Source organism: Tunturiibacter psychrotolerans (assembly GCF_051013365.1).
GTDB classification, from domain to species: domain Bacteria; phylum Acidobacteriota; class Terriglobia; order Terriglobales; family Acidobacteriaceae; genus Edaphobacter; species Edaphobacter psychrotolerans_A.
Genome location: NZ_CP132941.1, coordinates 1258640 through 1282169 on the forward strand (window position 1 = coordinate 1258640; position 23530 = coordinate 1282169).

15 protein-coding genes and 1 pseudogene are annotated in these 23530 nt (G+C 54.7%); 5 read left to right on the forward strand and 11 right to left on the reverse strand.

Features of this window, described 5'->3' with window-relative positions; all coding sequences use genetic code 11:
* Window positions 1–123: 123 nt before the first annotated feature.
* Window positions 124–855: an MgtC/SapB family protein gene (locus RBB76_RS05140; RefSeq protein WP_429628480.1), complete on the reverse strand. Its 732-nt coding sequence runs from the start codon at window positions 853–855 to the stop codon at window positions 124–126.
* 268 nt (window positions 856–1123) lie between these two features.
* Between RBB76_RS05140 and RBB76_RS05145 the strand changes: the two genes are divergently transcribed.
* Window positions 1124–1384 carry a GlsB/YeaQ/YmgE family stress response membrane protein gene (locus tag RBB76_RS05145; RefSeq protein ID WP_183978459.1) on the forward strand — a complete coding sequence of 87 codons (261 nt, stop codon included), beginning with the start codon at window positions 1124–1126 and terminating at the stop codon, window positions 1382–1384.
* A gap of 151 nt (window positions 1385–1535) precedes the next feature.
* Window positions 1536–2060, forward strand: coding sequence for a hypothetical protein (locus tag RBB76_RS05150; protein WP_429628479.1), 525 nt, complete (start codon window positions 1536–1538; stop codon window positions 2058–2060).
* Window positions 2061–2084: 24 nt separating this feature from the next.
* Here the strand turns inward: RBB76_RS05150 and RBB76_RS05155 are convergent, their stop codons facing one another.
* The 10 genes and pseudogenes from RBB76_RS05155 to RBB76_RS05200 all read right to left on the reverse strand — a co-directional run.
* On the reverse strand, window positions 2085–2861 hold the full coding sequence (locus RBB76_RS05155; RefSeq protein ID WP_429628478.1) for a hypothetical protein: 777 nt from the start codon (window positions 2859–2861) through the stop codon (window positions 2085–2087).
* A 344-nt stretch (window positions 2862–3205) separates the two neighbouring features.
* Window positions 3206–3787, reverse strand: a complete 582-nt coding sequence (locus RBB76_RS05160) for a YceI family protein (RefSeq protein ID WP_429628477.1) — start codon at window positions 3785–3787, stop codon at window positions 3206–3208.
* 114 nt (window positions 3788–3901) lie between these two features.
* Window positions 3902–5776, reverse strand: coding sequence for a CRTAC1 family protein (locus tag RBB76_RS05165; RefSeq protein WP_429628476.1), 1875 nt, complete (start codon window positions 5774–5776; stop codon window positions 3902–3904).
* A gap of 209 nt (window positions 5777–5985) precedes the next feature.
* Window positions 5986–7752, reverse strand: coding sequence for a tetratricopeptide repeat protein (locus RBB76_RS05170; protein ID WP_429628475.1), 1767 nt, complete (start codon window positions 7750–7752; stop codon window positions 5986–5988).
* 99 nt (window positions 7753–7851) lie between these two features.
* A complete protein-coding gene (locus tag RBB76_RS05175) occupies window positions 7852–10065 on the reverse strand; it encodes a tetratricopeptide repeat protein (protein WP_429628474.1) in 2214 nt (737 codons plus the stop codon).
* Window positions 10062–10661 (reverse strand): redoxin domain-containing protein, encoded by a 600-nt coding sequence (locus RBB76_RS05180; protein WP_429628473.1) that lies wholly within the window; start codon window positions 10659–10661, stop codon window positions 10062–10064. The genes RBB76_RS05175 and RBB76_RS05180 overlap by 4 nt, the downstream gene beginning before the upstream one ends.
* A gap of 103 nt (window positions 10662–10764) precedes the next feature.
* The gene (locus RBB76_RS05185; protein WP_433963519.1) at window positions 10765–12402 is read right to left on the reverse strand and encodes a tetratricopeptide repeat protein; all 1638 of its coding nucleotides are present in this window, start codon (window positions 12400–12402) and stop codon (window positions 10765–10767) included.
* 225 nt (window positions 12403–12627) lie between these two features.
* Window positions 12628–13671 carry a tetratricopeptide repeat protein gene (locus RBB76_RS05190; RefSeq protein ID WP_429628471.1) on the reverse strand — a complete coding sequence of 348 codons (1044 nt, stop codon included), beginning with the start codon at window positions 13669–13671 and terminating at the stop codon, window positions 12628–12630.
* Window positions 13672–13805: 134 nt separating this feature from the next.
* Complete coding sequence (locus RBB76_RS05195; protein ID WP_433963558.1) at window positions 13806–16541, reverse strand: TonB-dependent receptor; 2736 nt, start codon at window positions 16539–16541, stop codon at window positions 13806–13808.
* A gap of 663 nt (window positions 16542–17204) precedes the next feature.
* Window positions 17205–17528, reverse strand: a pseudogene (locus RBB76_RS05200) (carboxypeptidase-like regulatory domain-containing protein); the annotation flags it as partial.
* Between the two features lie 510 nt (window positions 17529–18038).
* On the opposite strand from RBB76_RS05200, the gene RBB76_RS05205 reads away from it, so the two are divergent.
* The 3 genes from RBB76_RS05205 to RBB76_RS05215 all read left to right on the forward strand — a co-directional run bounded on the left by RBB76_RS05205 (window position 18039) and on the right by RBB76_RS05215 (window position 23017).
* On the forward strand, window positions 18039–19232 hold the full coding sequence (locus RBB76_RS05205) for a GntR family transcriptional regulator (protein WP_429628470.1): 1194 nt from the start codon (window positions 18039–18041) through the stop codon (window positions 19230–19232).
* A 113-nt stretch (window positions 19233–19345) separates the two neighbouring features.
* Entirely contained in the window at window positions 19346–21193 is a 1848-nt protein-coding gene (locus tag RBB76_RS05210; RefSeq protein ID WP_429628469.1) for a glycoside hydrolase family 13 protein, read from the forward strand.
* A gap of 27 nt (window positions 21194–21220) precedes the next feature.
* Complete coding sequence (locus tag RBB76_RS05215; RefSeq protein WP_429628467.1) at window positions 21221–23017, forward strand: alpha-amylase family glycosyl hydrolase; 1797 nt, start codon at window positions 21221–21223, stop codon at window positions 23015–23017.
* Window positions 23018–23530 lie beyond the last annotated feature (513 nt).

The following is a 23530-nucleotide window of genomic DNA, read 5'->3' on the forward strand; positions in this document are numbered from 1 at the left end:
TCACCACCAAAAAACCATATCGAAACATGCTTTTCCGCAAAATACCCAGCACAACCACAGAATCTCCCGCCAGAAAAAATAATGCGGCGCACACCATGTTTCCGTCGACGAAAACACAACGTTCTATTCCGCCTCGCCTCCAGTCTCAGTCCATTCCACAGACTCCGTCCACGGATACGCCCGCATCTCCGCCGCCAGCGCATTCAAAACACTGGCATCGTGCGTAGGCGATTCCAGAATCACCTGGATAATCGAGTGATCCGTATCTTCCACCCGCTCCGCGTGCGTCTTTTGCAGCACAAGGGAACGTTCCGCGATCGCGCGAGTCAACTCATACTCCGCCTCCGTCTGATGTTCCACATCGCAGATAAGCCTCAATCGGTAAAGCGCATGCGTCTCCACCACCGAAAGAGAACGTCGATCGATAAACCGCGACAGTGGACGAAGCACCGAATTGATCGCCACCAGCAAAGCCGCAACAAAAGCAGCCTCAAAGATCTTGCCTGCGCCAGCATAGGCCCCAACAGCGGCAGAGCACCACAGTGTCGCGGCCGTGTTCAACCCGCGCACATTCCCACCGTCTTTCATGATGGCGCCCGCGCCGAGAAATCCCACACCAGACACTACATATGCGATCACCTGCGTCGTTCCCGGCGCAATCGTCACTCCTAGATCGACGAAAGCCGCAGCCCCAAAGCAGACCAAGGTATTGGTGCGCAAGCCCGCCGCGCGCTGTCTCCACTGGCGCTCCGCGCCCACACAAGCGCCAAGCGTCAAGGCCGATAGGAGTCGCCCAAAAGTTGTCTGCCCCAGGGCGCTCACCGCAGAGTGCCAGGGAAGATGATTTGCTATCACGCAGGCAATCTTACGTCACAACTCGCGGGAGGCATCCCGTCCATGGTCGCCGGGCAGCCATCGGCGATGCTGCAATCCCCGAAGTTTTTTCGTGAGTCATCCGTCGAATTTATGCATAAAGTATTGAAGACAAACAACCCACAGCGAAAGAAACGGGTCTGACACCTAAGACGCCGGAGTGAGCCGCAAGTAATGATCGGACGCCATTCCGCTTGTCTGTCAGGCACTCGACGCGGGCCCAATTCAAAAATAATAAGGAGAAATACAAATGTTCATCATTTGGTGGATCATCGTAGGCCTCATCGCTGGCTTCCTCACAGGAAAGCTCATGAAGGGCAGCGGCTACGGCGCAATCGGAGATATCGTCATCGGCATCATCGGAGCCATCGTCGGCGGCTTCATCATGCAGAAACTCGGCTATGCCGGTTCCGGTGGCCTCATCTACACCGTCATCGTAGCTATTGTCGGAGCTGTTCTCCTCACCTTGCTCCTGCGCCTGGTAACCGGTAACAGAGCTCGAAACCTCTAACTCCAGTCGCCGTCACTGGCGAAGACGCCTGGCATTCCACCGCCCCCACATCTCGACTCGGAGATGTGGGGGTCTTCGCTGGATCCCAACCGTTCTCTCTCCCCCAAAGGATGTATCGCCCAAACCCAGCACGCGGGATGAAGCTAATCCCATGAGCTTTTATAAAGGCATGCTCCTGGCAATCTTCACCTGCCTCGCCACATATTCCCGCGCAGAAGACTGCCTGAGTAACCTGCCCCAGTCTGTCAGGTCGGCCGTTGAGCAGGACAATTGGACGATCGTGCAACCGCAGGATCTCTCAGGCAACGATCCTCAAATCTTCCGGGTCAATCATCCAGGCGAATGCCCGGGAGTAACTGTTGGAAACTTCTACCCCAAAGGAAAGTCGTCTTATCTGGTCGCGACGATCCACCGAGACGATCAGAAAAACCCGACTGAGAAGCTCACCCTCGTCTTCTTTAAGAAAGACCTCCCCGTCACCGCAGTCGTCGTCCCTCCCACCCAGGTCGCGGACCCATTCGTCGTCTGGAAACTCCGACCCGGCCACTACCAGGACCTATACGGCACCAAAGCCACAATCTCCCGAGAGTCCTTCGTTTACGAAAAACTCGTAGGCCCAGCAAATCAGTTCTACTACGATGGCACCCACCTGAAATCCTTCGTGATCTCGAGATAGCAATCATCCTGCTTCCGAAGAGTGTCAGTGGACATGAGGCACGTCATCATTCATCGAGAAGACGTCCTTAAAGTCACTCTCATAAGGGAAGACATGGATCATCCAGGTAAACATATAAGGGTGAAAGATGCCCCCCTCGGCCTCACAGGCCTCTTTCGTGTTGATGGAGCCGAACATGCCGAACTTCGGATGGGCGGCCTGGTAGTCCTTAACCCGGTCTGCAGGAGCCTCGCAGAAGTTCGTATGCTCATGCCAGCGCGCGATGCTGAGCGGAATGCGGCCGTTCAGGTCCTCTTCGGTTGCGTTTGGCCGAGCCGTATACATCACGCCCTCTAGTTTGTACTGCTGATAAGGAGTTCTACGATAAAGCAGCGACGTCGGTTTGGTTGGGTCAAAGTGCAGATCCGCCACTCGGGCGTTGTCCTCTTTCGTGAAGTGGTACTGCGGCTGTTCGAGCTTCGGATTCGCGATCACATATCCATCGGCTAAAGCCTTTCGATAGTCTTTGTAACGTTCCATGGTCGCCTTGGCTTCGGCCACTACCTCCTTCGCCCGCGCCTCATCGCCAGGCTGCTTCGGCCACACCGGAGTAATAGTCATGTGACCGGCCATGGCAGCCATACTCGGCCCCATATTTTTCATATCAGCCATATCGTTCATGTTGCCCTTGCCGCCACTCATGTTCATTCCGGCCATGCCGTCCTTCTGCTGGTCCTGTTGCCAGGCGTGTCCCGGCAATGCGGTCAGCAACACCACTTCGCAAACCAACCCCGCCAAGATCATGCAACGAATGTGAACCATCTCCGCCCCCGCTCGTGGCTACCGAAACCAGCCTTGACACCATTGATTCACCATTCAATCGCGCGTACCAGATCCACCTCAGCGACATTTGACATAGCCACCGCAACGTCAAAAACCGTTCTACTCCCATCGTGCCCAAAACCATATTAGAAAAGTCGAATAGGTCCGCAAGAAGCGACGAGTTTGTGCGCGGACAGGTCTCGAAGACAAGTATCGATCCTCTCGCGGCGCAGTCTCGCCAGCACCCACTGTTTGGGGAGACAACGGTATCTGAATTCAAAGAAGGATTTGACTGCGGCTCTACCCATTAACAGCCATGCACGGAGAAATCAGAAACGAACAGCTTATTCTTTGTAGACCAGCCGGGGCCCGCTAACCTGCTGTACTTTCAGATCCACATCTACCTCAACGCGGTCGGCGATCTTCACAAACGGGATCCCACTCGTCATGCCATAATCCTTCCGATCGAACGCCATAACACCTTTGATAAAGCCCGCGCCAGTGCCCTTGCCCGTAACCGTCAGCTTCAACGTCTCGGGTCGGGAGACACCCCGGATGGAAAAATTCCCCACGATATCAAAAGTGTCTGGACTAGTCTGCACAACCTTTGTCGATCGAAATTCGATCGTCGGATCCTGCTCGACATTGAAAAAATCCTTACTCTTCAGCTTGCCGTCCTTTACCCCGCTTCCAGTGTTCACTGTAGCTGCAGCAATCTTAATATCCAGAACACCTGTCGTTACATCCGAAGAGCTAAAGGTCAGATTGGCATCCCACTTGTCGAATTTTCCGACGAGAGCGACTGAAGCCTTAACATAGAATTTGATTGCGCTGCCTTCTGGAGTCGTTTTGAAGACAGGGACCTGTGCCCGGCTTGGCAACGGTAGCAAAACGATTGCCGCAAGACTTAGAATAGATAGTCGCATGGTGCTTGAGTTTGAACGGTCTCTGCCTCGCTGTCAACAGAAGATGTAACCAAACGAGCTACGATTCCTTCAGGACTAAACCAAATTTCGCGCTATGGAGGCGAACCTAAGCGACTAAGCTTTTCGTTTTCCCGCTTTGAGTGGGCCCGCTTTCAAGATCTTTCCACCTTCCTGAACGACATAGAGTTGGTTGACCTCAAGATCCTTAAGGACATCGATCTGCCCACTAAGCCAGCGAATCTCCACCGAATCTACTTTCTTCGCCTGGTCCAGCCCGAAGTGCATACGCATATCGTTTTGCGAAAAATAACTTCCGCCGCTCCGTAACTCATCGAGCTGTCTCGAAGGCTTCGCCGCATCAGGTGTTGTTGCGGCAGTTACAATCACACGGCTTCCAATCCCTGAACGATTGGACTTCACTCCAACCAGTTTGATCTTGATCCAGTTTCGATTCAGCGTCGAGTCGCAACGCAAAAGCTGAGGCCCCGCATTGATGCAGTTGACGACAATATCCAAATCCCCGTCGTTATCGTAGTCGCCGAAAGCACAGCCGCGAGCGGGCACATCCTCCAGAATCCCAGTGCCACCTTTATTCGTGACATCCTGAAAACGGCCGTTGCGCAAATTCCGATAAAGATACTTATGTTCTGCGTACTTTAGGTCGGCCTTCGATTTGTCGACCTCAGGATAAACATGACCATTGGACATCAGAATATCGAGCCATCCATCGTTATCCATGTCGAAGAAGCCAACCCCCCACCCGAGCAACCGCGTATTTTCGCCCAGACCACTAGGATAGGTGTGATCTTCAAACGTCGCATCTCCCATGTTGGTGTACAGCGAATCCGTGTCACCTGCAAAATTCGTTTTCACAATGTCGAGGTTGCCGCTGTGGCTATAATCTCCGATCGAGACGCCCATCCCTGCCTGCGGTTTGGCCTCGGCCGACAGTGCCGCCCCGGCCTCGATTGCGATATCGCGAAAGGTTCCGTCCTTCTGGTTCAGATAGAGCGTAGCTGGCGCCGAATCATTCGCAACATAGATATCCGGCCAACCGTCGTTATCCAAATCCGACGCAGCAACACTAAGCCCATAGGTTCCTACAGCAGTCCACATTCCGGACTTCTCACTGACATCGCTGAAGGTCCCATCGCCGTTGTTGCGATAAAGAATATTTCGGCCGCCAGGTAGGCCCGGAGGGCCGCACGCCACCAGCATCCCTTTATAAGTACACGGTCCATCCTCCGGCAACGGCGCGGTCTTCAAGTCGAAATCGACATAGTTCGCTACAAACAGATCAAGGTGTCCATCACGGTTGTAGTCGACAAACGTGCATCCCGTATTCCAGCGCACCTTCGGTCCAGGCTGAATAAGACCTGCCTGTTGCGTCACGTCGGTAAAGGTTCCGTTGCCGTTATTGCGATACAGGACGTTCTGTCCGTAGTACGTCACAAACAAATCGTCATTGCCGTCGTTGTTATAGTCACCAACGCAGCAGGCTTGCCCCCAGCCCGTCTTATGTTCCAGGCCGGAGCCGGCAGTTACATCAGTGAACGTTCCATCCCGATTATTTTTGAACAGGTGGCAACGAGGCTCCTGTCCCGTAGGAAAACCCTCCAGTCGCCATCCGTTCACGAGGAACAGATCAAGCCAGCCGTCATTGTCATAGTCATAAAACGCCAAACCACAACCAGTGGTCTCCAACAGATATTTATTCTTTGCTTCGCCCCCATAGATCGTCTTCGCCGTAAGGCCTGCTTCCTTCGCGACGTCGAGGAAACTCACCCCCAACGGCGTGTCCTCTATTGGAGACTTCTCTCCCTGCGGCGGAGGTGCGGGCTTTGCGTCATAGCTGCGTTCCTGCGGGCCTATGCCCTTCGCTGGTGGCGGACTTTGCTGCCGCAACGGCGAAGCCAGCGCTAGAATATCCGCGAACGGAAGCACCAATGCGGTGCGGCTGAGAGATCCAATAAATTTACGGCGATTCAATTCACTGAATTGTCTTTTCAAAATTTCCCAAGCCCCAACACCGAAGGTATGCAGCAGGTTAGTGTGTATGGACAACTCGCATAAGAGCGTACCTCAATAAGTCGCCCTGTCAGCCGTGGGCTGAATTATAGCGAACACTCAAAGGCACTGTACACAAACACCTTTCGTCTGCGCATCGTGTTCGGTCCGTGTCGAATTCTTGCGCGAAATTAAGGATTTCCCGTCGTCTTCAGTGCCTCGGCTTTCTGACGCTCCTCTGCCGCCTCCGCGCTTTTGCCCTGCTTCTCCAGTGCTGCTGCAAGCCCAAGATGCGCTTCCACATAATTCGGGTCATAACTCAACGCACCATGAAATTGAGTACTAGCCCCTTCCACATCGCCACTGCGCAACGCAGAGTTACCGGCATTGGTAGCAACCTCGGCACGCTGACGATTCATATTGCCCCGCATAAGCTCAGCTGCTTTCTTTCGTTCCGCCGCCGCCTCACCAAGCTGATTCTGTTTGGTCAAGACTGCCGCAAGCGTCAGATGCGGGTCCGGTTGACCAGGAAGCTGACGGATAGCCTCACGCAGCGCCATCGTAGCCTCAGGCAGCTTATTCAACTTCTCGTAGACGCTTCCTAGCGCCGCCCATCCATCTCCGTTCTCGGGACGAAGCTTGAGAGAGATATTCATCTCACGTGCCGCATCTTCGTACCGTCCGGACTGCATGTAGAGGACCCCAAGAAGATAAGGAGCCTCCGCCGCCGACGGATCAAGCCTCTGGGCCGTCTCTAGCTCTGGCATAGCTCCCGCCGAATCATCCTGCATCTTGAGCGCAAGGCCAAGGTCATAATGCAACTGTGGCGCATCAGGCGCCAGCCTCAGTGCCTGATGCAGTTCCGCCACCGCGTCGCCAAACTGGCTCAACTGCACATACGCGGCTGCAAGATTCTGATGCGCCGTCACGCTCTCCGGGGCAATGGAAATGGCTCGTTGCAGAACCGGGACCGCATCTTTAGCCTGTTGCGCTTGACTAAGCGCCATTCCAAGATTCGTCATAGCTTCAGCGTTGCTCGGTTCGGCGGCTACTACCTTCTTCAACAATGCAATCGCTTCCGGCACCTTATCCGATCGCTGCAAAGCGAGCGCGAGTTGATACGATGCCTGGACCGACTCTGGCTCCTGCTGCAACACATGTTCGAAGACCGGAATCGCCTGCTCGTCCTTTCCATCCGCAACAAGAGCTTTACCAAGTTCCAACGCGATCGTCGCATTCGCTGGAGCGAGTCGCGATGCCTCCATCATCTCCGGCATCGCGTCCCCTTCGCCTCGAGCCCGCATCGCCAAACCAAGATGTAAATGCGCAGCTGCTAAATCTGGATTCAAGTGAATCGCCGTCGTAAATTCCTCTTGCGCATGGTTCCAGTCCTTTTGCTGCGCATAGAGCGATCCCAGCTCATCATGCAACTCTGCATTCTGCGAATCTGTCGCGAGCGCAGCCTTCATCTTCGTAATCGCCGGGCCGAACTGTCGATTCGCCGCAAGCGAGCGCGCGTACCCCTCCATCACATAAGAAGGAAGTACATGCTTCTGTAAGCGTGAGTCCGCCTCCAGTTTGGAAAACAAAACGATAGCCTTCTCGGACGCGCCAATCTGCTCATAAGCGATCGCGAGGTTGATCTGCGCGGTGCTGTCAGTGCTCTTGATCGCGAGCGCTCTTTCAAGCTCGCGAATGCCTTCCTTCACATATCCGCGATTCACCAGAACCGCACCAAGTGCGCTATGTCCCTGCTCAGCTTGAGGAGCCAACTGCACCACCTGCTCAAAGTCAGCCTGCGCCGCGCTAAGATCTTTCTTAGCCAAAGCAGCTTGCCCCGCATGATACGCCGCATCTGCCTTTCTCAAGGCAGCCGAAGGTTCTTGCGAGAACCCATGGGCCGAGAGAGCGATCGGAGCAATCAATGCCGCCGTCAAGACAGAGAGCCCGTTTTGCATAAGTTTATCCATGAATTTGCGCGAACTCAGATCCCATCCTTGACTAAAGAACATCGCTACCTAACTAAGTCCAACGGCATCGAGGATACGCTGCAACGATCAGAGACGCGCCAGGTTTGCCCGCGCCGCCGCATGTTGAGGATCCAACATCAGAGCGTGCTCGAAGTCTTTGCGGGCAAGCGCAGCTTCTCCATTGCGAGCGTGCAATACACCTAGATTATTCCAATCATCTGCATTCTTTGGCTCGACACTGATGGCAGCATTCTGTTCACGAATTGCGTCACGCAGTTGTCCCATCTGCGAATAGAGTTGGGCAAGCTGCCGATGCGGCACCGCATCTTTGGGCCGCATAGTCTGAACCGCCTTGAACTGATCCAGCGCGTCAGCAAGCCTTCCGGACTGAGCATAAACGTTCCCAAGCAACTGATGAGCATCAGCGTCGTCACGCAACTTCAGAGCGTGCTCCAATAACTCCGTGGCGCGCGGCAACTCGTTGTCATCCGCTTCAATGCCGGCCAGGTTGTACAGAGAATCGAAGTCATTCGGAGAAATGCCGATCGCCCTCTCAAATTCCTGCTTCGCCTCTGCAGTCCGGCCAACTGTAACGAGCACTCCACCCAGCTCATTATGTGCAGCAGCATCCTTTGGATTCTCCGCCAGCAAGCGGCGATATTCCTGTTCGGCTGCCACGTAATTGTCGTGTTTGGCCTCAAGATGAGCGAGGTCGAAACGCGCGTCCGCACTCTGAGGATCGATAGCTAATGCCTTTTCGTACTCGCCTTGTGCTTGCTGCCAGTCTCCGGCGCCGTCGAGCGCCGTTCCAAGGGCAATCAGACTTCGGACATCTGTCGGTGTCGCTGTCAGAATGCGTCGATAGAGGTCGACAGCAGGCCTATAGTCGCCTGAAATCATATCTGCAGAAGCAAGATTGTAAAGCGCAGTGTGATCCTGGGGATCTTTCCGCAGATTGTTCTGCATCCATGCCTGTTCGAGCAAAACCCTCGGATCTTCGTCAGCATGCGGCAGAGCTCGCGGCAGAACCTGAAGCCACAGATGACCCATCTCGTCGACAGAGCGGTTCCCGGCCCTCACTCGCAAAGGCGGACTGTTTAGGTTGCGAATATTGCCCTTCGAATTATCGTAGGTGTAGCGCATGTGCAGGACCGTATTTTTCGGCAGAAATACCGGCGATTGAAAACGGTAAACTGACTGCCGATCGATATCCCAATCTCGAATAAGAACCAACCACTTTTTTTCGCCATTGGGCAGTACGGCGTAGCCTTCCAATCTCTTTCCAAGATAATGGGCATGCGGATAAACGCCCAGAACGTCAACGTCGACAGGAAGCTTGAGTTCATCTTCGATGACAAACGCCGCGTCTCCAGCGGGGATATCGATAGCGCCGTCATGCTCCAACTGCAAAAGCATAGGATGTGCCGTCGCCGGTTTGTCCGCAAAATAGAGACCCACGGTAGCTTGCAATGTCTCTACCTTGCCAGTGGGCTTAAGGTGCATATTCAGAATCAAGTCATTGCCCGGATCAATCCGCCATGGCATACCACTCGGCTCGATAAGAGCCGGAGAGTCCGGCTTCCAAAACAGAAAGTGACTATCAGGATCGAAAGCGTCTCCAGAATCGACCGTGAGCTCCATGCCAGGAACTCCTTGCATCCAGTCGTTGGGATGTTGACGACGCAACGAGGCAGTACGATCGACCAGCATATTCGCGTGGTGCACCACTTGTGCGGCTCCTGGCCTGATCTCCATCGCTCGAACATACTTGGTCTCCGTGATCGGCACAGTCAGAATGAAGTTGCGAAAGAGATCGCTTCCGGACGCGGGAACCAGCATCGGCGAAGTCACTTTCAAAACGAGATCGGGCGTGCCGAGCTGCCATTCGCCCGAAAAGACAGGTGCTTTCGGCGCCTCTCTTGAATCACCCTCAGGCATACCACCCTCCACCCACTCTTTGAGCAGAGCGATATCTTCTGCAGAGAGTCGACGGCTATCGGCAAAATTACCGAAGCCCGGTTCGGGTAACCAGGGAGGCATATAACGGCTTTGAGTAACGGTTTCAATCTGGGTTCCCCATCGCTTCGCATCGGCATAGGAAAGCAGACTGAACGGGCCAGAGCCACCAGGATGATGGCAGCTACTGCATTGCTTATACAAGATGGGAGCGATCTGCCGGCTAAAAGTAACCGGAGCCGTAGCAGCCTGAACACGGACATGAAGCGGCTTGATCCACGGCGCAAAAAATACACCGGCACATAAGAGTGCCGCTGAAACGTGTTTCGCGACCGGTGATGTCATGGATGTCCTATGATTCCACAGCCCACTACAGGCCCATTTGGCTGCTGCACCACGCGACCTTCGAGAACTTCAGAGATCGCTCTCTCCAGATCATGTTGAGTCGCCTTAGGCCGTTCCTGTCCAAGACGAAGATAGCGATCATCGATGCGTCCGTGATACACGGCGCGAAAAGTGCCCCCACCGCGCCGATCCGGAATAAGAACGGCCGACTCAGGCGTGACTTTCGCGTGAGCAAGAGTGACGAGGTCATGATCCGGATCAAGAAGCACGTGATTCTCAGCGCCGTAAGCTGCTTCATGTTGCTTCACAGCATCTGCAGTCGTTCCAAAATTTGGATACACAAACCAGAGCACAACACCGCGCGCTGCAAATTCTTGCTCAATTCGTCGCATCTCTGGCACGTAGCGATTGGAGATCGGACAATCGGTTGCGGCAAAGAAAAGAACAACGGCAGAAGCATCGGACGGAGCAAGGCTTCCAACCGGCTCTCCGTTCAAATAGTTTCCATAGCTTGCCTGTCTCGTCTGCGTCTGACATACCGTACCGTGTGAACCTAAACAAGCAACCGCACAGATCATAAACAGAAAGCGCCGCATCGTTCTCCGAGTAAACAGCATTCCTGCTGAGTCAGGCAAGCACTTTAGTGGGCGGCAACTAACTCGCAAAACTTCGCCTCTCCTGAGACGTGATCTCCAGCTATCAATAGCCATTTCGCCCGTGTGGGACATCGGATCGTGAGTCAAGACTGCACCGCTCGCCCGCGTAGGTACCGGAGGACAGAAATCCGCGTAGAGCAGGATCATCGGGATCAAATCGAGCCAGCCCCGTTAGTATTTCTATTGCTCTCTTCTTGTTGCCGACCCGGCACTCAATAAATGCCAGGTTTAGTCCTGCCGTTATCTGGCTCGGATCAGCTTCCACGGCGCGCCGCAGCAGGTCGACAGCATCGGCAGTGTGTCCAGACACCGCATCCAAAACTGCAAGGTTACCCAAAGCTGTAGCATCGTATGGATCTTCCTTCAAAGAATCGGCATATTCCTTGCGTGCATCACTTTTGTCGCCAGACATCTGCTCAATAAATCCGAGCTTTGTATGAAGCTCTGCGTCGCTTGCGCCATTCTTCTCCGCTTTTAGCAGAAGACGCAGCGCCTTTTCCGCATCTTTCGGATTTCCGTTCTCCGCTAACTGCGCATATGCCAATCCCATCTCCCTGTCTCCAAACGGCACTTTACCGACCGGCACCAGGTCGTCCTCTTCCGTAGCATTCAGAAATCGCGCCGTCGATGTCGCCGAGTGCGGTCGCCGTTGAATATTGTGATCCGTCGCCTGTTCATGGGAAATATCCGCAGCCTCACGAGTGGGCATATGACAGACCGCACAGTCCTTTTGCTCTGGGTGGTGTGCCGTCGCCATCTTCGCGCCCGTATGACAGGTCAGGCACCTGCTGCGAAAGTACTCGACGCGCTCTTCTGAACTCGGCGAGCTATGCGGATCGTGGCAGGTTGTGCAGGTCAACTTATCGCCGCTGGCGAGCTTACAGGCGCTACGCAGAAGCGCCTCATACTGGCTAACCGCCCGGCTACCGCCCGTCTTTTCGTTTGCCTTCACGGAGTAAACGACGTAGTCCGCGAGATCGTCTCCCACGCGAAACTCTGCCAGTGATTTCCCCGCACGATAGACAGCTACATTTCCTTCAAGATGGCACTGGAGACAAACGCTGTCCCTCGCCGCGACAGCCAATTTAGCCGGGTTCACAATCGGCCCGCGCCCCTGCGCCTCCAGATGCTTCGAAGCATCACCATGGCAGGCAGCACATCCAATTCCCCCTTGCAGGAACGGTGGCCCCGCATAGCGGTTGCGAGCTTCAGGTAACGCCATCTGCACTGCCGAAGCGTGGCAATGCAGACAGTTGGAATCGACAGGCAACGCTGCAGGCATGGTCTTCGTTGCGCCATAATTTGGAGCCATGTCCCACAACTGCTTCTTCCCATAAAAGTTGATGGGGATCTCAAACCACTCCCCTTCTTCCTCGTAGAGGTAAGTACGGCCACGATGTCCGGAGCCGATAAAGTAGAGCAGTTCCTTCTCTCCGTCCAGAACGGACCCCCGATTCGATGCCTCCGGCGCATCATCGCGATCAAACGACATCCAGGCCCGCCCCTCCCGGGAAAAAACCTTATAGCGAATTCCGGAAGCAGCATGAAAGAAATCGCCCTGCAACAGCCCTTCCATAGCTGTCCCGCTAGCTCGCGCCATCGCAGTACGCTCGTACTTTTCGTAGATCTCTTTGTGGCAGCTCGCGCAAACCTCATCTGGATTTGCTCGCGGTGTAGCCACGTTAGTCTGTTCGCGAGTATGACCAAAAGCGCGAACCCGACACTTCGGCACCCAATAAAAAACCGCCAACAAGACGAGAGAAAAGATCGTACCCAGACGTCGGAAAACTAGCATTCGCCCACGCGGATCTACTCTCATTCTGAAAAGACGGACCTTTCCATCGGGAAGACTCAACCTGCGATAAAACTCGCCTCGGCATCTTCTCCGACAATCATGCCCCCGGCTTCAATGAAGCGTTTCGAGTTTAGGTTCGCTCGCAGCTTGGATCTTGTGAGAGATTTCCGTCTCTCGACTGGCATCATCTGCTCTACCAAGCGACCGGTACGCCTGTCCCAACAAACTATGAGTTATATAGTTACTCGAATCCATCTTTTCAGCTCGTTGCAGATACATCAACGCGCTTGCAGGATCTTGCCGCTTCAGCAGAACCTTTCCCAGCAGAATATACGGTCCCGTTGAATTCGGCTCCAGAAGCAACGCGCGTTGCAGGGATTGCTGCGCCTTCGGATAGTCCCCGGCTCGGCTATACGCGTCCCCCAGCCTGTCATAGATACTGCCATCGAGCGGGTTGCGCACTCGCTCCTTCTCAAACTCCGCAACAGCTACGTCCAAATGTTCGCCCGCAAGGGCGACTTCGCCAAGCAGAGAATGTGCAAGCGGCAACTGCGGGTCCAACTCCAGCGCCTTCGTAGCAAACTGCTGCGCCACCGGAAGATAATCCCGGCGCAACAACATTCGCGCAGCCAAAAGATAAGCCGGCGCTGAATCAACCGGAAATCCGTACTGTGTCGCAAACGCCCCACGCGCCTTGTCGTATTGATTGGTATCGAGATAACAAAGGGCAAGGACATAGTTTGGATCGATCTTCGTCTGCGAAGTCCAGTTAGAAGCGGACTCAAGCAAAGGAATCGCATCCGCCGGCCGTCCCATTCGAAATAACGTCAGACCCCGCAGCTGTGCTGACTCCTGATCGTGAGGGTCCTGTTTCAAAGCACTCGCGAACGCAACATCCGCATCCGTAAAGTCATTCTCTGAGTACAGTGCGAGACCGCGCAACCGATTCACTCCTGCAGTCGCCGGCTGTTTCGCAGCCAATGCATCCAATTGCTTTAGTGCATCGTCAGAACGCCCGCGATCAATCATCGCTCGCAACTGTGTCAGATTCGACGAAGCATCGGCAGAAGCAGTCCCTGGCGCAGAGACCACTGCATCTGGCGTCAGCGTTGTAGGTGCATTTGATGTCGAGGACTGCGCAAATCCGAGTGACACGGACATCACAGCAGGAAAAAACAGACAACGGAATAAGGCTAGTTTGAACGGACTGCACATAGAAGATCTGGACCGAGTGTAACTCAAATAAAAAGAGAGGAGCCGTAGCTCCCCTCTCTCGAAAAACGTCCTGGCTAGAACGTTATTCTAGCTGTGAACGCAAGTTGACGCGGACTCGACTGTCCAACGGTTCCTATACCATTGCCGCCGATACCATTCGTGATGGAAGCGTTGCCGTCGATAGGAACACTGTTAGAGTTCCCATTCGGAGTCCCTGAGCTGATGTAGTTGAATACGTTGAAGGCATCCATTCGGAATAGCGCAGAAACGCTCTCCTTGATCGGGAAAGTCTTCTGTACCGCAAGGTCAGTGTTGAAAAAATGCGGGCCATAGTTGCTGTTGCGACCAGTGTTGCCGATCTGATCGAGAGCAGGGCAGGTAAACCCGCCAGAACCAGCGCCTGTTCCTGGGCAAAGTTGAGGAAGAGCCGTGAAATAAGGCCTCGAGTGAGTGACTGGGTTGAACTTACCTTGCTTAGGATGGAAAGCGCCCGGGTTTCCGTTCGGATAGCACGGCGCTGCAGTCGGGTGGCCGCTGTTATCGCCGATTCCACTCCCACCAACTGATGTAGTGCAATTCGACATTGAGAGGCTATAAGGGAGGCCACCCGAGACGTTGAGTACAGGACTCAGCTGCCATCCACCTACGATCTCATCTACAAATCGCGATGCATGGGGCAGCAACAGCTTGTTGCGGCCTACCGGCAACTCGTAAGCGCCAAATACCACTAACTGTTGTTCACGAATCGAATCGTCACGGCCATAAGCAGCCGCCTTCTCCCATGTCGCATAACTGTTGTTGTAGTTAAACCCACGCTGCCACGCATAATTCGCGGTAAACGAGAGGCCATGAGATATTTGCTTTGCGACCGTAACCTGCAGCGCATTGAAGTGGGTGTTTTGATTGTCTCCGTAATATCCAATCGGTTGATTCCAACCGCAAGCCCCTGGTGGCAGACTCTCACCGGTAGGCTGCGCATAGTTTGGGTCCTGACACGCTGGCAGCACTCCGGCATAGTAACGTTCCAAAAACTTCTGTGCTCCTGTAGCCCCAGTTGCGGGATTTATTGCGTCCTTGGCCAGGCAGCCCGGACCTACAGGGAAACAAGTGCCGCCATTCGGATCGTAATGGAGAGGAGTTCCCGTGATGCTCTGCGCTCCAGGAAGGAAGATTCCTGCTTCATTCGGATTCGTATTATTGCCATCACCTGCGCTGAGCGTATTGGTTCCCTTATTACCGACATAGGCCATGGTCAGAGATAAGGTTGGAGTAATCGACTGCTGCACGCTCATGTTCCAGGCGTCCAACGTGGGCAGCTTCAGCGGGTTAGGCCGTGCCTTTGTGCTTACTTGCGATCCAGGGTTCGGCAAAAGACCATCAGATGGAACAGTGACGGTTTGGTTCGGTGCCGGCCCCGTAGCGAGATTGAAAGGTTGGGCATAGCTCGAGGCCTGCGAACCGCCTCCCTGGATCGACTGGTTCGCGAGAACAGGAAGGTTCTGCGTTACTACGTGACCGAAGATCGAGCCAAATACGCCAAGGTCAAAGCTCCGGCCGTAACCTGCACGCACCACAGTTTTGTCTGTAGCCTGGTAGGCCAGGCCGACGCGCGGATTCCACGTATTCTTTCCCGCCTGCCAGCCCATATTTGTTGGGACGCCACCTACCCCGGCAACGTGCAAGTAGCCGGTGGAGAGATCCAAGAGAGCGCCGTTGCCGTCCCCATTGACCACCTCCGGAAAGTACAGCTCGTAACGTACGCCGAGGTTTAGCGTAAGTTTAGGGGTTGTGCGCCAGGTGTCCTGCGCGTAGAAGAAGGTTCTCTTCTGGAACTCCTTCGCATTAGTCGAAGTACTGACGTAGCGATTGAACTGATTCACATCTCCGAGGACGAAAGAAGCAAGTCCAAGTCCCGGAGAAGACGGCGTGGGATCTCCAGCCGCAGGCGTAAATGCAGTTGCAATTCCATTGAAGTTGAATAGTCCAGTGCGATCCACGTCACTCGGTACGCGAAGATTGCGAGCATAACGCAGATCCACTCCGAACTTCACTGCGTGATTGCGTATTGTCTTCGTCCAGTTGTTTACAATCTGGTACTGATCTTCTTTTTCAATCAGAGGGCAATTGCAACGATTGATATTGAGTCCCGCGCCCCACTCCGTCTGCCCATTATTAGGCATATTGATCTGAAAGCCTGGCAAGCCGCTGGTAATCGGATCGCCGGTATTCAGTCCACCAAAGCCGAGATCCGCAGCTGCAGTCGTCCCAGCATCAAACTTCTGATCATTGATGTTGTAGCGGTAGTAGCCAAGCCGAAAATCTGTAACGAGTGACGAATTGATGGCGATGTCCATACCAGCAGCTGTGCTGTCGTTTGCGCCAGACGAATTTCCGCCATAGCCACCCAATCCAAAACCAGGACCACCCGCCGCACCAAGCAGCAGATTTCCCGTCAAAGTGTCCGTAAATCGGCTGAACCGAACAAACGCATGCGCCTTTTGCGTAATCTGTCCATCCAGCCGAACATCCCATTGATCGCTATTGAAGATGCCCGTGCCACCCTGCGTGTAGGTGTCAACCAATCCGCTAGCACCTACTTTGTTGGGAACGAATTGAGAGATTGCCTTGATGTAATTCAATGCCGGTCCCGACAGATCACTTTGCGGAATGATGTCACCCGGATAGTGAGTCGATACGCCGTTGACATTGTGATAAATGGGATAATTCAACCCCAGACCCGGCTGATTGTATTCGCTAAAGTTGCAGCCGTTCCCGCTTAGACAAGAAGAGGTGATCTGCGCTGTCGGCACGATGGTGGAGGCACTGATTCCAACTTTTTGACGCGCTCCCTGGTAGTCACCAAAAAAGAAAAACTTGTCCTTCAGAATTGGACCGCCAATTGAACCGCCAAATAGATTCTTGAGCCCGGCCGGAATGTGGCTTCCTACCTGCGTTGGGGTGTCAGGGAAGTTCTGGTAAGGATCTTTCGCAAGATTTGCGTTGCCGGTGCGATAGTCAAACGCCGAACCATGGAATTTATTCGAGCCAGACTTCGTCTGCGCAGTCACAACCGAAGAGACTGCCTTACCAAACTCTGCATCGAAGTTCTGCGTGGTGATCTTGGTCTCTGAAAGCGAGTCCAGATTCGGATTGACGACGATGATTCCCAGGATTGGATCCTGATTATCAGTACCGTCCAGCATGAAAGCTACGCCACCGAACGCCTGTCCATCGACTTGAATCTGGGCGCTGCCCTGCGGGTTCTCATCAGGAGCGTGGCTCCATCCCAGCAGTTGCGCGCCGGGCAATAGAAGTTGAAGGTTAGTGAAGTTACGGCCGCCTACCGGCAGGTCACCAATATCTTTTTGGGTAAAAATCGTCGACACATCAGCTCGATCCGTCTTCAACTGCGGAACCGAATCCGCATCGACTTCAACAGTCTGATCGGATCCACCCACCGTCATCGAAGCGACGACTTTGGTCGACGTATCTGCGAAGAGCTGGATGCCCTTTTGCGAAAAGCCCTTGAAGCCCGGAGCAGCTACAGTAACGTCGTAGAGGTCTGGGATGAGATGTTCAATCGTGAATTCGCCGCTCGCGTTTGAAGTTGCAGTGACCGATGTCCCCTTCCCCTCATCGGTGACGGTAACTGTCGCTCCAGGAACCGCGGCACCTGTAGTGTCAACGACCGATCCGAAGATCGAGCCATAGACCGCCTGGCCATACGCAACTGGCGAGAACGCCAGAACACACACGGCAAATAGCAAACCCACCGTTACGCGCGTCACAAATCTCATAACGAACCTCCAAAAAAGTGCTGCATTCGCTTGCTGTTGTCAATCATCTTGTCAGCGCCGCCGAACTCCGCCGAAAGTCAAACGCTTTCTACGTTCCTGACTGGGCCCTTAGTCCTCATCGCGTTCGAATGCGACGTGATCACACTTTTTGAGTCGCCCGAAAATAACCGAGAGGTTCACCACATGTCAACCATTTGCTCGGATGATTTTTGCAAGTTATTGACAATCCGATCGGAGATACAAGAATCGGGACAGGAGAAGGACAATTGGTCTGACCATTTTCCAAGAAACAATGCGATCGCCTCAAGGTCGAACCCCCGCCAAGCTAATGAGTGAATAACCATTTACGCCTACAGAGCCAACAGCCTGGAAGACCGTGGGATGCAAAGAAATATCAACCAAAAGGTTGACCACCGCCTCCATTGGCGAGTAAAGTTCAGGCTGATCCGGCATATCTTTGTCTATACATTAACCAAAGATCTTTGGAACGATTTCCTCGGGATGGATTGAATGAAGAGCAGCCAGACCCTTCGCTCAGAGGCAAAACCCGGAGCGAGCGACCCAGAAATCCGCTCAGAAAATAAGAAAAAAGCGACCGATACGCCGAAATATCGGCTGGTCTACGAGGACCTCCATTCGGCGATAAAAACTGGCGCTCTTCGTAAAGGAGATCGTCTTCCGAGCGAAGCCGAACTCGGACGACGCTATAACACCTCGCGCATCACGATAGCGAAAGCCGTGCGAGATCTTCAGGTGCAAGGCCTCGTATCACGACACCCCGGCTCAGGCACACACGTTCTCGCATCTATTGCCTCCACCGATCACGTCTTCGGTTTACTGATTCCCGATCTCGGCAGAACCGAAATCTTCGAACCAATCTGCAACGGCATGATGCGATCTCCTCTCGCCAAGCCGCACTCTCTCCTATGGGGACACTCCATGGGCGAGTTAGCGCAACAGCAGAAGGAGGCAGAGGAACTCTGCCACAAGTACATCGCGCAAAAAGTCTCAGGAGTCTTCTTCGCACCGCTGGAATTCACGCCGGAAAAGGACGTCGTAAACCGGCGAATCGCATCCGCGTTCGATCGCGCAGGCATCCCGGTTGTGCTTCTCGACCGGTGCTACGCGCCATATCCGCTTCGTTCAAAGTATGACCTCGTCGGGATCGACAATCGCAGTGCGGGTTTCCTCATCACGCAGCACCTCATCCTTCATGGAGCCAAACGCATTGCCTTTGTCGCCAGGCGTCTCTCTGCCTCAACCGTTCACGGACGAATCGCCGGCTATCGTGAAGCTCTCTTCGCTCGCGGTCTCGCCCAGCAACAAGATCTGGTATGCATCGGCGATCCAGAGGATCATCATTTCCTGCAGGCCGTGCTCAGAGACAGTCGCCCCGACGCAATCGTCTGTGCCAACGACATCACCGCAGCTCGGATCATGCAGGGTCTCACCACTCGCGGAATACGTGTCCCGCAAGACATTCGCATAGTCGGAATCGATGACGTCAAATACGCTAATCTTCTGCCAGTCCCTCTCACCACCCAGCATCAAAACTCCGGCGACATTGGTGCTATGGCTCTTGTAACAATGCTCCAGCGGCTGGAGAAACCCGATCTCCCCACACGCGACATCCTCCTGCAAACGAAGACCGTCCTTCGCAGTTCTTGCGGCACCCATCCATCCTCAGCCCACAAACTCACTTAATCCGCGCAATCAAACCTGTTCCCGCCCTGTTGGGTCGTAACCTTAATGCTATGACCATCAGTCCCAACCCACATGCCGAATGCTATAGTGTTGCGAACTCCGGGAGGCGCAACTTGACCACCAACAGAAGCCATCGCAACGCATCATCTCTTACCTGGTTGCGTCACCTCGCCACCCTCGCGATCCTGGCCGCCACTGTTTCATGGAACCCCGCAGGCATCGCACGTTGCCAGGAGCAACAGGCAACGACCGTCGCTTCCCATCATGACGATGGCCCCTGGTGGAAACACGCCGTCATCTACGAGATCTATCCCCGCAGCTTTCAGGACTCCAACGGCGACGGCATCGGCGATCTCAACGGCATCACCCAGCGCCTCGACTACCTCAAGAGTCTAGGCGTCGACGCCATCTGGATCGCGCCCATGTACCCCTCACCTCAAGTCGACTTCGGCTACGACATCTCCGACTACGAATCAGTGGACCCGAAGTACGGCACCGTTGCCGACATGGACCACCTCATCGCCGAGGGCAAGCAGCGAAACATCCGCGTCATCCTCGACATGGTCCTCAATCACACCTCGGACAAGCACCAATGGTTCATCGAATCAGCCAGCTCCCGCACAAATCCCAAGCATGACTGGTACGTCTGGAACGACGGCGTCCCCGCCAACGGCCCCCACGTCACCGCATATCAAAAGCGCTTCGAACACGAAGGCCGCGTACCACCCAACAACTGGGAATCCGGCTTCGGCGGCTCTGCATGGGAGTGGGTCCCCGCCGTCCATCAGTTCTACTACCACAAGTTTTACAAGCAGCAGCCCGACCTCAACTGGAGCAATCCCGCCGTCGAAAAAGCCTGCTTCGACGCGATGCGTTTCTGGCTCGACCGTGGCGTAGCCGGCTTCCGTCTCGACGCCATCCCCACTCTCTTTGAAGACCCCCAACTCCGCGACGAACCCGAAGTCGGCGGCATCAACGCCCAGGGTGATCCCAACCTCAAAGACATCTACACCAGCAACCTGCCCCAGGTTCACGATGTCATCCGCCGCATGCGCGCCATGATAGAAACCTACCCCGGCGAGCGCGTCCTTATTGGCGAAACCTATCTCCCCAACACAGCTTCGCTCAATGACTGGTACGGCGGCGCCAAACACGACGAGTTGCAACTCCCCATGGACATGCTCGTCGGATTCCACGGCGACCATGACAAGCTCGACGCCCCGCGTTTCCGCAAACTCATCAACGAAGCCGAGACCGAGATCAACGGCTCACAACCCCTCTTCGTCTTCGACAACCATGACAACGTCCGTTCCTGGGAGCGCTACGGAGACGGCGTTCACAACCAGGAGATCGCCCGCATCCTCGCCACCATTCTCTTCACCAGTCGCGCCACCGCTCTCATGTGGGAGGGCGAAGAACTCGGCATGGTCACCTCCACGCCCACACGCCGTGAAGACGTCAAGGATCCCATCGGCATCACCGGCTGGCCAAAAGAAAAAGGCCGCGACGGAGAGCGCACCCCCATGCAATGGGACAGCTCGAAAGACGCAGGCTTCAGCGACGCTGACAAGACATGGCTCCCCGTCGCGTCGGACTATAAAACCGTCAACGTCAAGACCGAGGAAGCCGATCCCAACTCGCTCCTGAACTGGCATAAAAAGCTAATTGCAATGCGTATGACCGACCCCACACTGCGCGACGGTGAGCAAATCATGATCGACGAGAGCAACCCCTCCGTTCTCTCGTACGTTCGCAAAGGAGTCGACGGCCACCCTGCAGTGATTGTGGCGATGAACTTCACCACGCAACCGCAGACAGTCTCACTCGACGCCAAACAGGCGAACGTCACGGGCACAGCAGTCACTACGCTTCTCACCGACGCGCCGTCGCTTCAAGGAACGACCAGTCTGCAAAACATAACCCTACCGCCGTACGCTTCATGGATCGGCTCCATCAAATAGCAACAGTCACGACAGAAGGAGACGCTCTTGAACGAAAAGCGGTTTCTCACGTCCTCTATTACGAACCATCTCCTCTGCACAGTCCTCGCGCTCGGTAGTCTCTTACCGGGCGCTTGGGCGCAAACTGCAACTCAAGTCCCACCTGCAGTCGATCAAAAGAACACCACCTCCGACCCATGGTGGAAGCATGGCGTCATCTATCAGATCTACCCACGCAGCTTCCAGGACACCGACGGCGACGGCATCGGCGACATCAAAGGGATCACCTCACGTCTCGACTACATCAAGCAACTTGGCGTCGATGCCATCTGGATCTCGCCCATGTACCCATCGCCTCAGATCGACTTCGGGTACGACATCGCCGACTACGAGGCCATCGATCCGATGTACGGCACCATGGCAGACTTCGAGCACATGACCGCGGAGGCAAAGAGCCGCAACATTCGCGTCATCATGGACTACGTGCCCAACCACACGTCAGACCAAAGCGCATGGTTCAAAGAGTCGCGCTCCTCCCGCGACAATCCCAAACGAGATTGGTACATCTGGCGCGATCCCAAGGGCTACACCGCCGACGGCAAACCGATTCCACCAAACAATTGGCAAAGCTGGTTCGGTCACTCCGCGTGGGAGTGGGATCCAACAACCAAGCAGTACTACTACCACCACTTCTACGTTCAGCAACCAGACCTCAACTGGCGTAACCCTGAAGTCGTCAAGGCCATGATGGATGTCCTCCGGTTCTGGATGAACAAAGGTGTCAACGGCTTCCGCGTCGATGCCGTCTCGCGCCTCTTCGAAGACCCCAACCTCCACGACGACCCCATCCAGCCCGGCCTCAACGCCTTCGGCGACCCCAACATCCAACACAAGTACACCGACAACCTCCCCGAAGTTCACGACATGTTGCGCGAGATGCGCAAGGTCATCGACGAATATCCCGGCAACCCCGTCCTCATCAGCGAAGCCGATGAGCCCAATATCTTCGAGCTCTCCAAGATGTACGGCAAGAACAACGACGAGGTCCAACTCCCGATGGACTTCCAGGTAGCCGACGTCAATGAACTCAACGCCCCTAAATTTCGTCAGCTTCTCGATGAGGTCGAAAACAATCCCGCTCACGGCCAGCCATATTTCTTCTTCGGCAACCACGATCAGGACCGCCTCTGGGACCGCTACAGCATCGGAGTCAACGATCCCGCGATGAAGGCGCGCATCGCCCGCATGATGGCGGCTCTGCTACTCACCTCGCGCGCCACGCCGCAGATGTACTACGGCGACGAGATCGGCATGGTCACATCCACTCCCACTCGAATCGAAGACGTTCGCGATCCCGAAGGCATCACCGGCTGGCCAAAACAAAAAGGCCGCGACGGCGAACGCACTCCCATGCAGTGGGACGCCTCGAAGAACGCAGGCTTCAGCACCTCGAACACTACATGGCTTCCAGTCGCGTCCGATTACAAGACCGTCAACGTCGCCGTCGAAACTCCCGACCACGAATCGATGCTCAACTGGTACAAGCGCCTCATCGAGCTACGCCGCATCAACCCTGCGCTATACGAAGGCAGCATGCAGATGCTCAACCCGAACGAAAACGTCGTCTCCTACCTGCGCAAGGGCCCCGCCGGCAAACCCTCCGTCCTCGTAGCCCTCAACTTCTCCGACAAACCCCAGACCCTCAAGTACGACTACACCGCACTAGGCTTGTCTAAAGGACCAACCAAAACGTTAGAGACCGACGACCCAACCCTGAACCACACCCCGCTCACCAAACCGATCACCCTGGCCCCATACGCCACCTGGATCGCCGAAGCGCAATAACGTTGAACACCATCATTCTCTGCATCCCACGCTCCTCTATTCTTTGGCCAGCCTCCTAACCGTTGTCCTAGTCTTTGCCTCGGTCTTTGTCTTTGCCTCGGTGTTTGTTTTTGCCTCGGTGTTTGTTTTTGCCTCGGTCTTGTCTTTGCCTCGGTCTTGTCTTTGCCTCGGTCTTGTCTTTGCCTCGGTCTTGTCTTTGCCTGGGTCTTGTCTTTGCCTGGGCCTTTCTTGTTGTCATCCCCGAAGGGGATCTGCGGTTGCATTTTTTTACCTACCGTTCTGCCTTCCCACTTCGTCACTGTGAGCGAAGTGACGAACCGTTCCGCCTTTGCTTTTGCGTTTCTTGCTGTCATCCCCGAAGGGGAACCGCTCTTACCTCTGTTCTCTTTCGCTAAATTTCTTAGACCGAAGCTGCTCACGAGTAGCCGCCCGAGTCCTCTCTCTCGCTAGAGATCCTAAAAACCTGTCAAGTCCCAGAAACGCCTAACTCTAACTAACACAAGCGCTTACGCG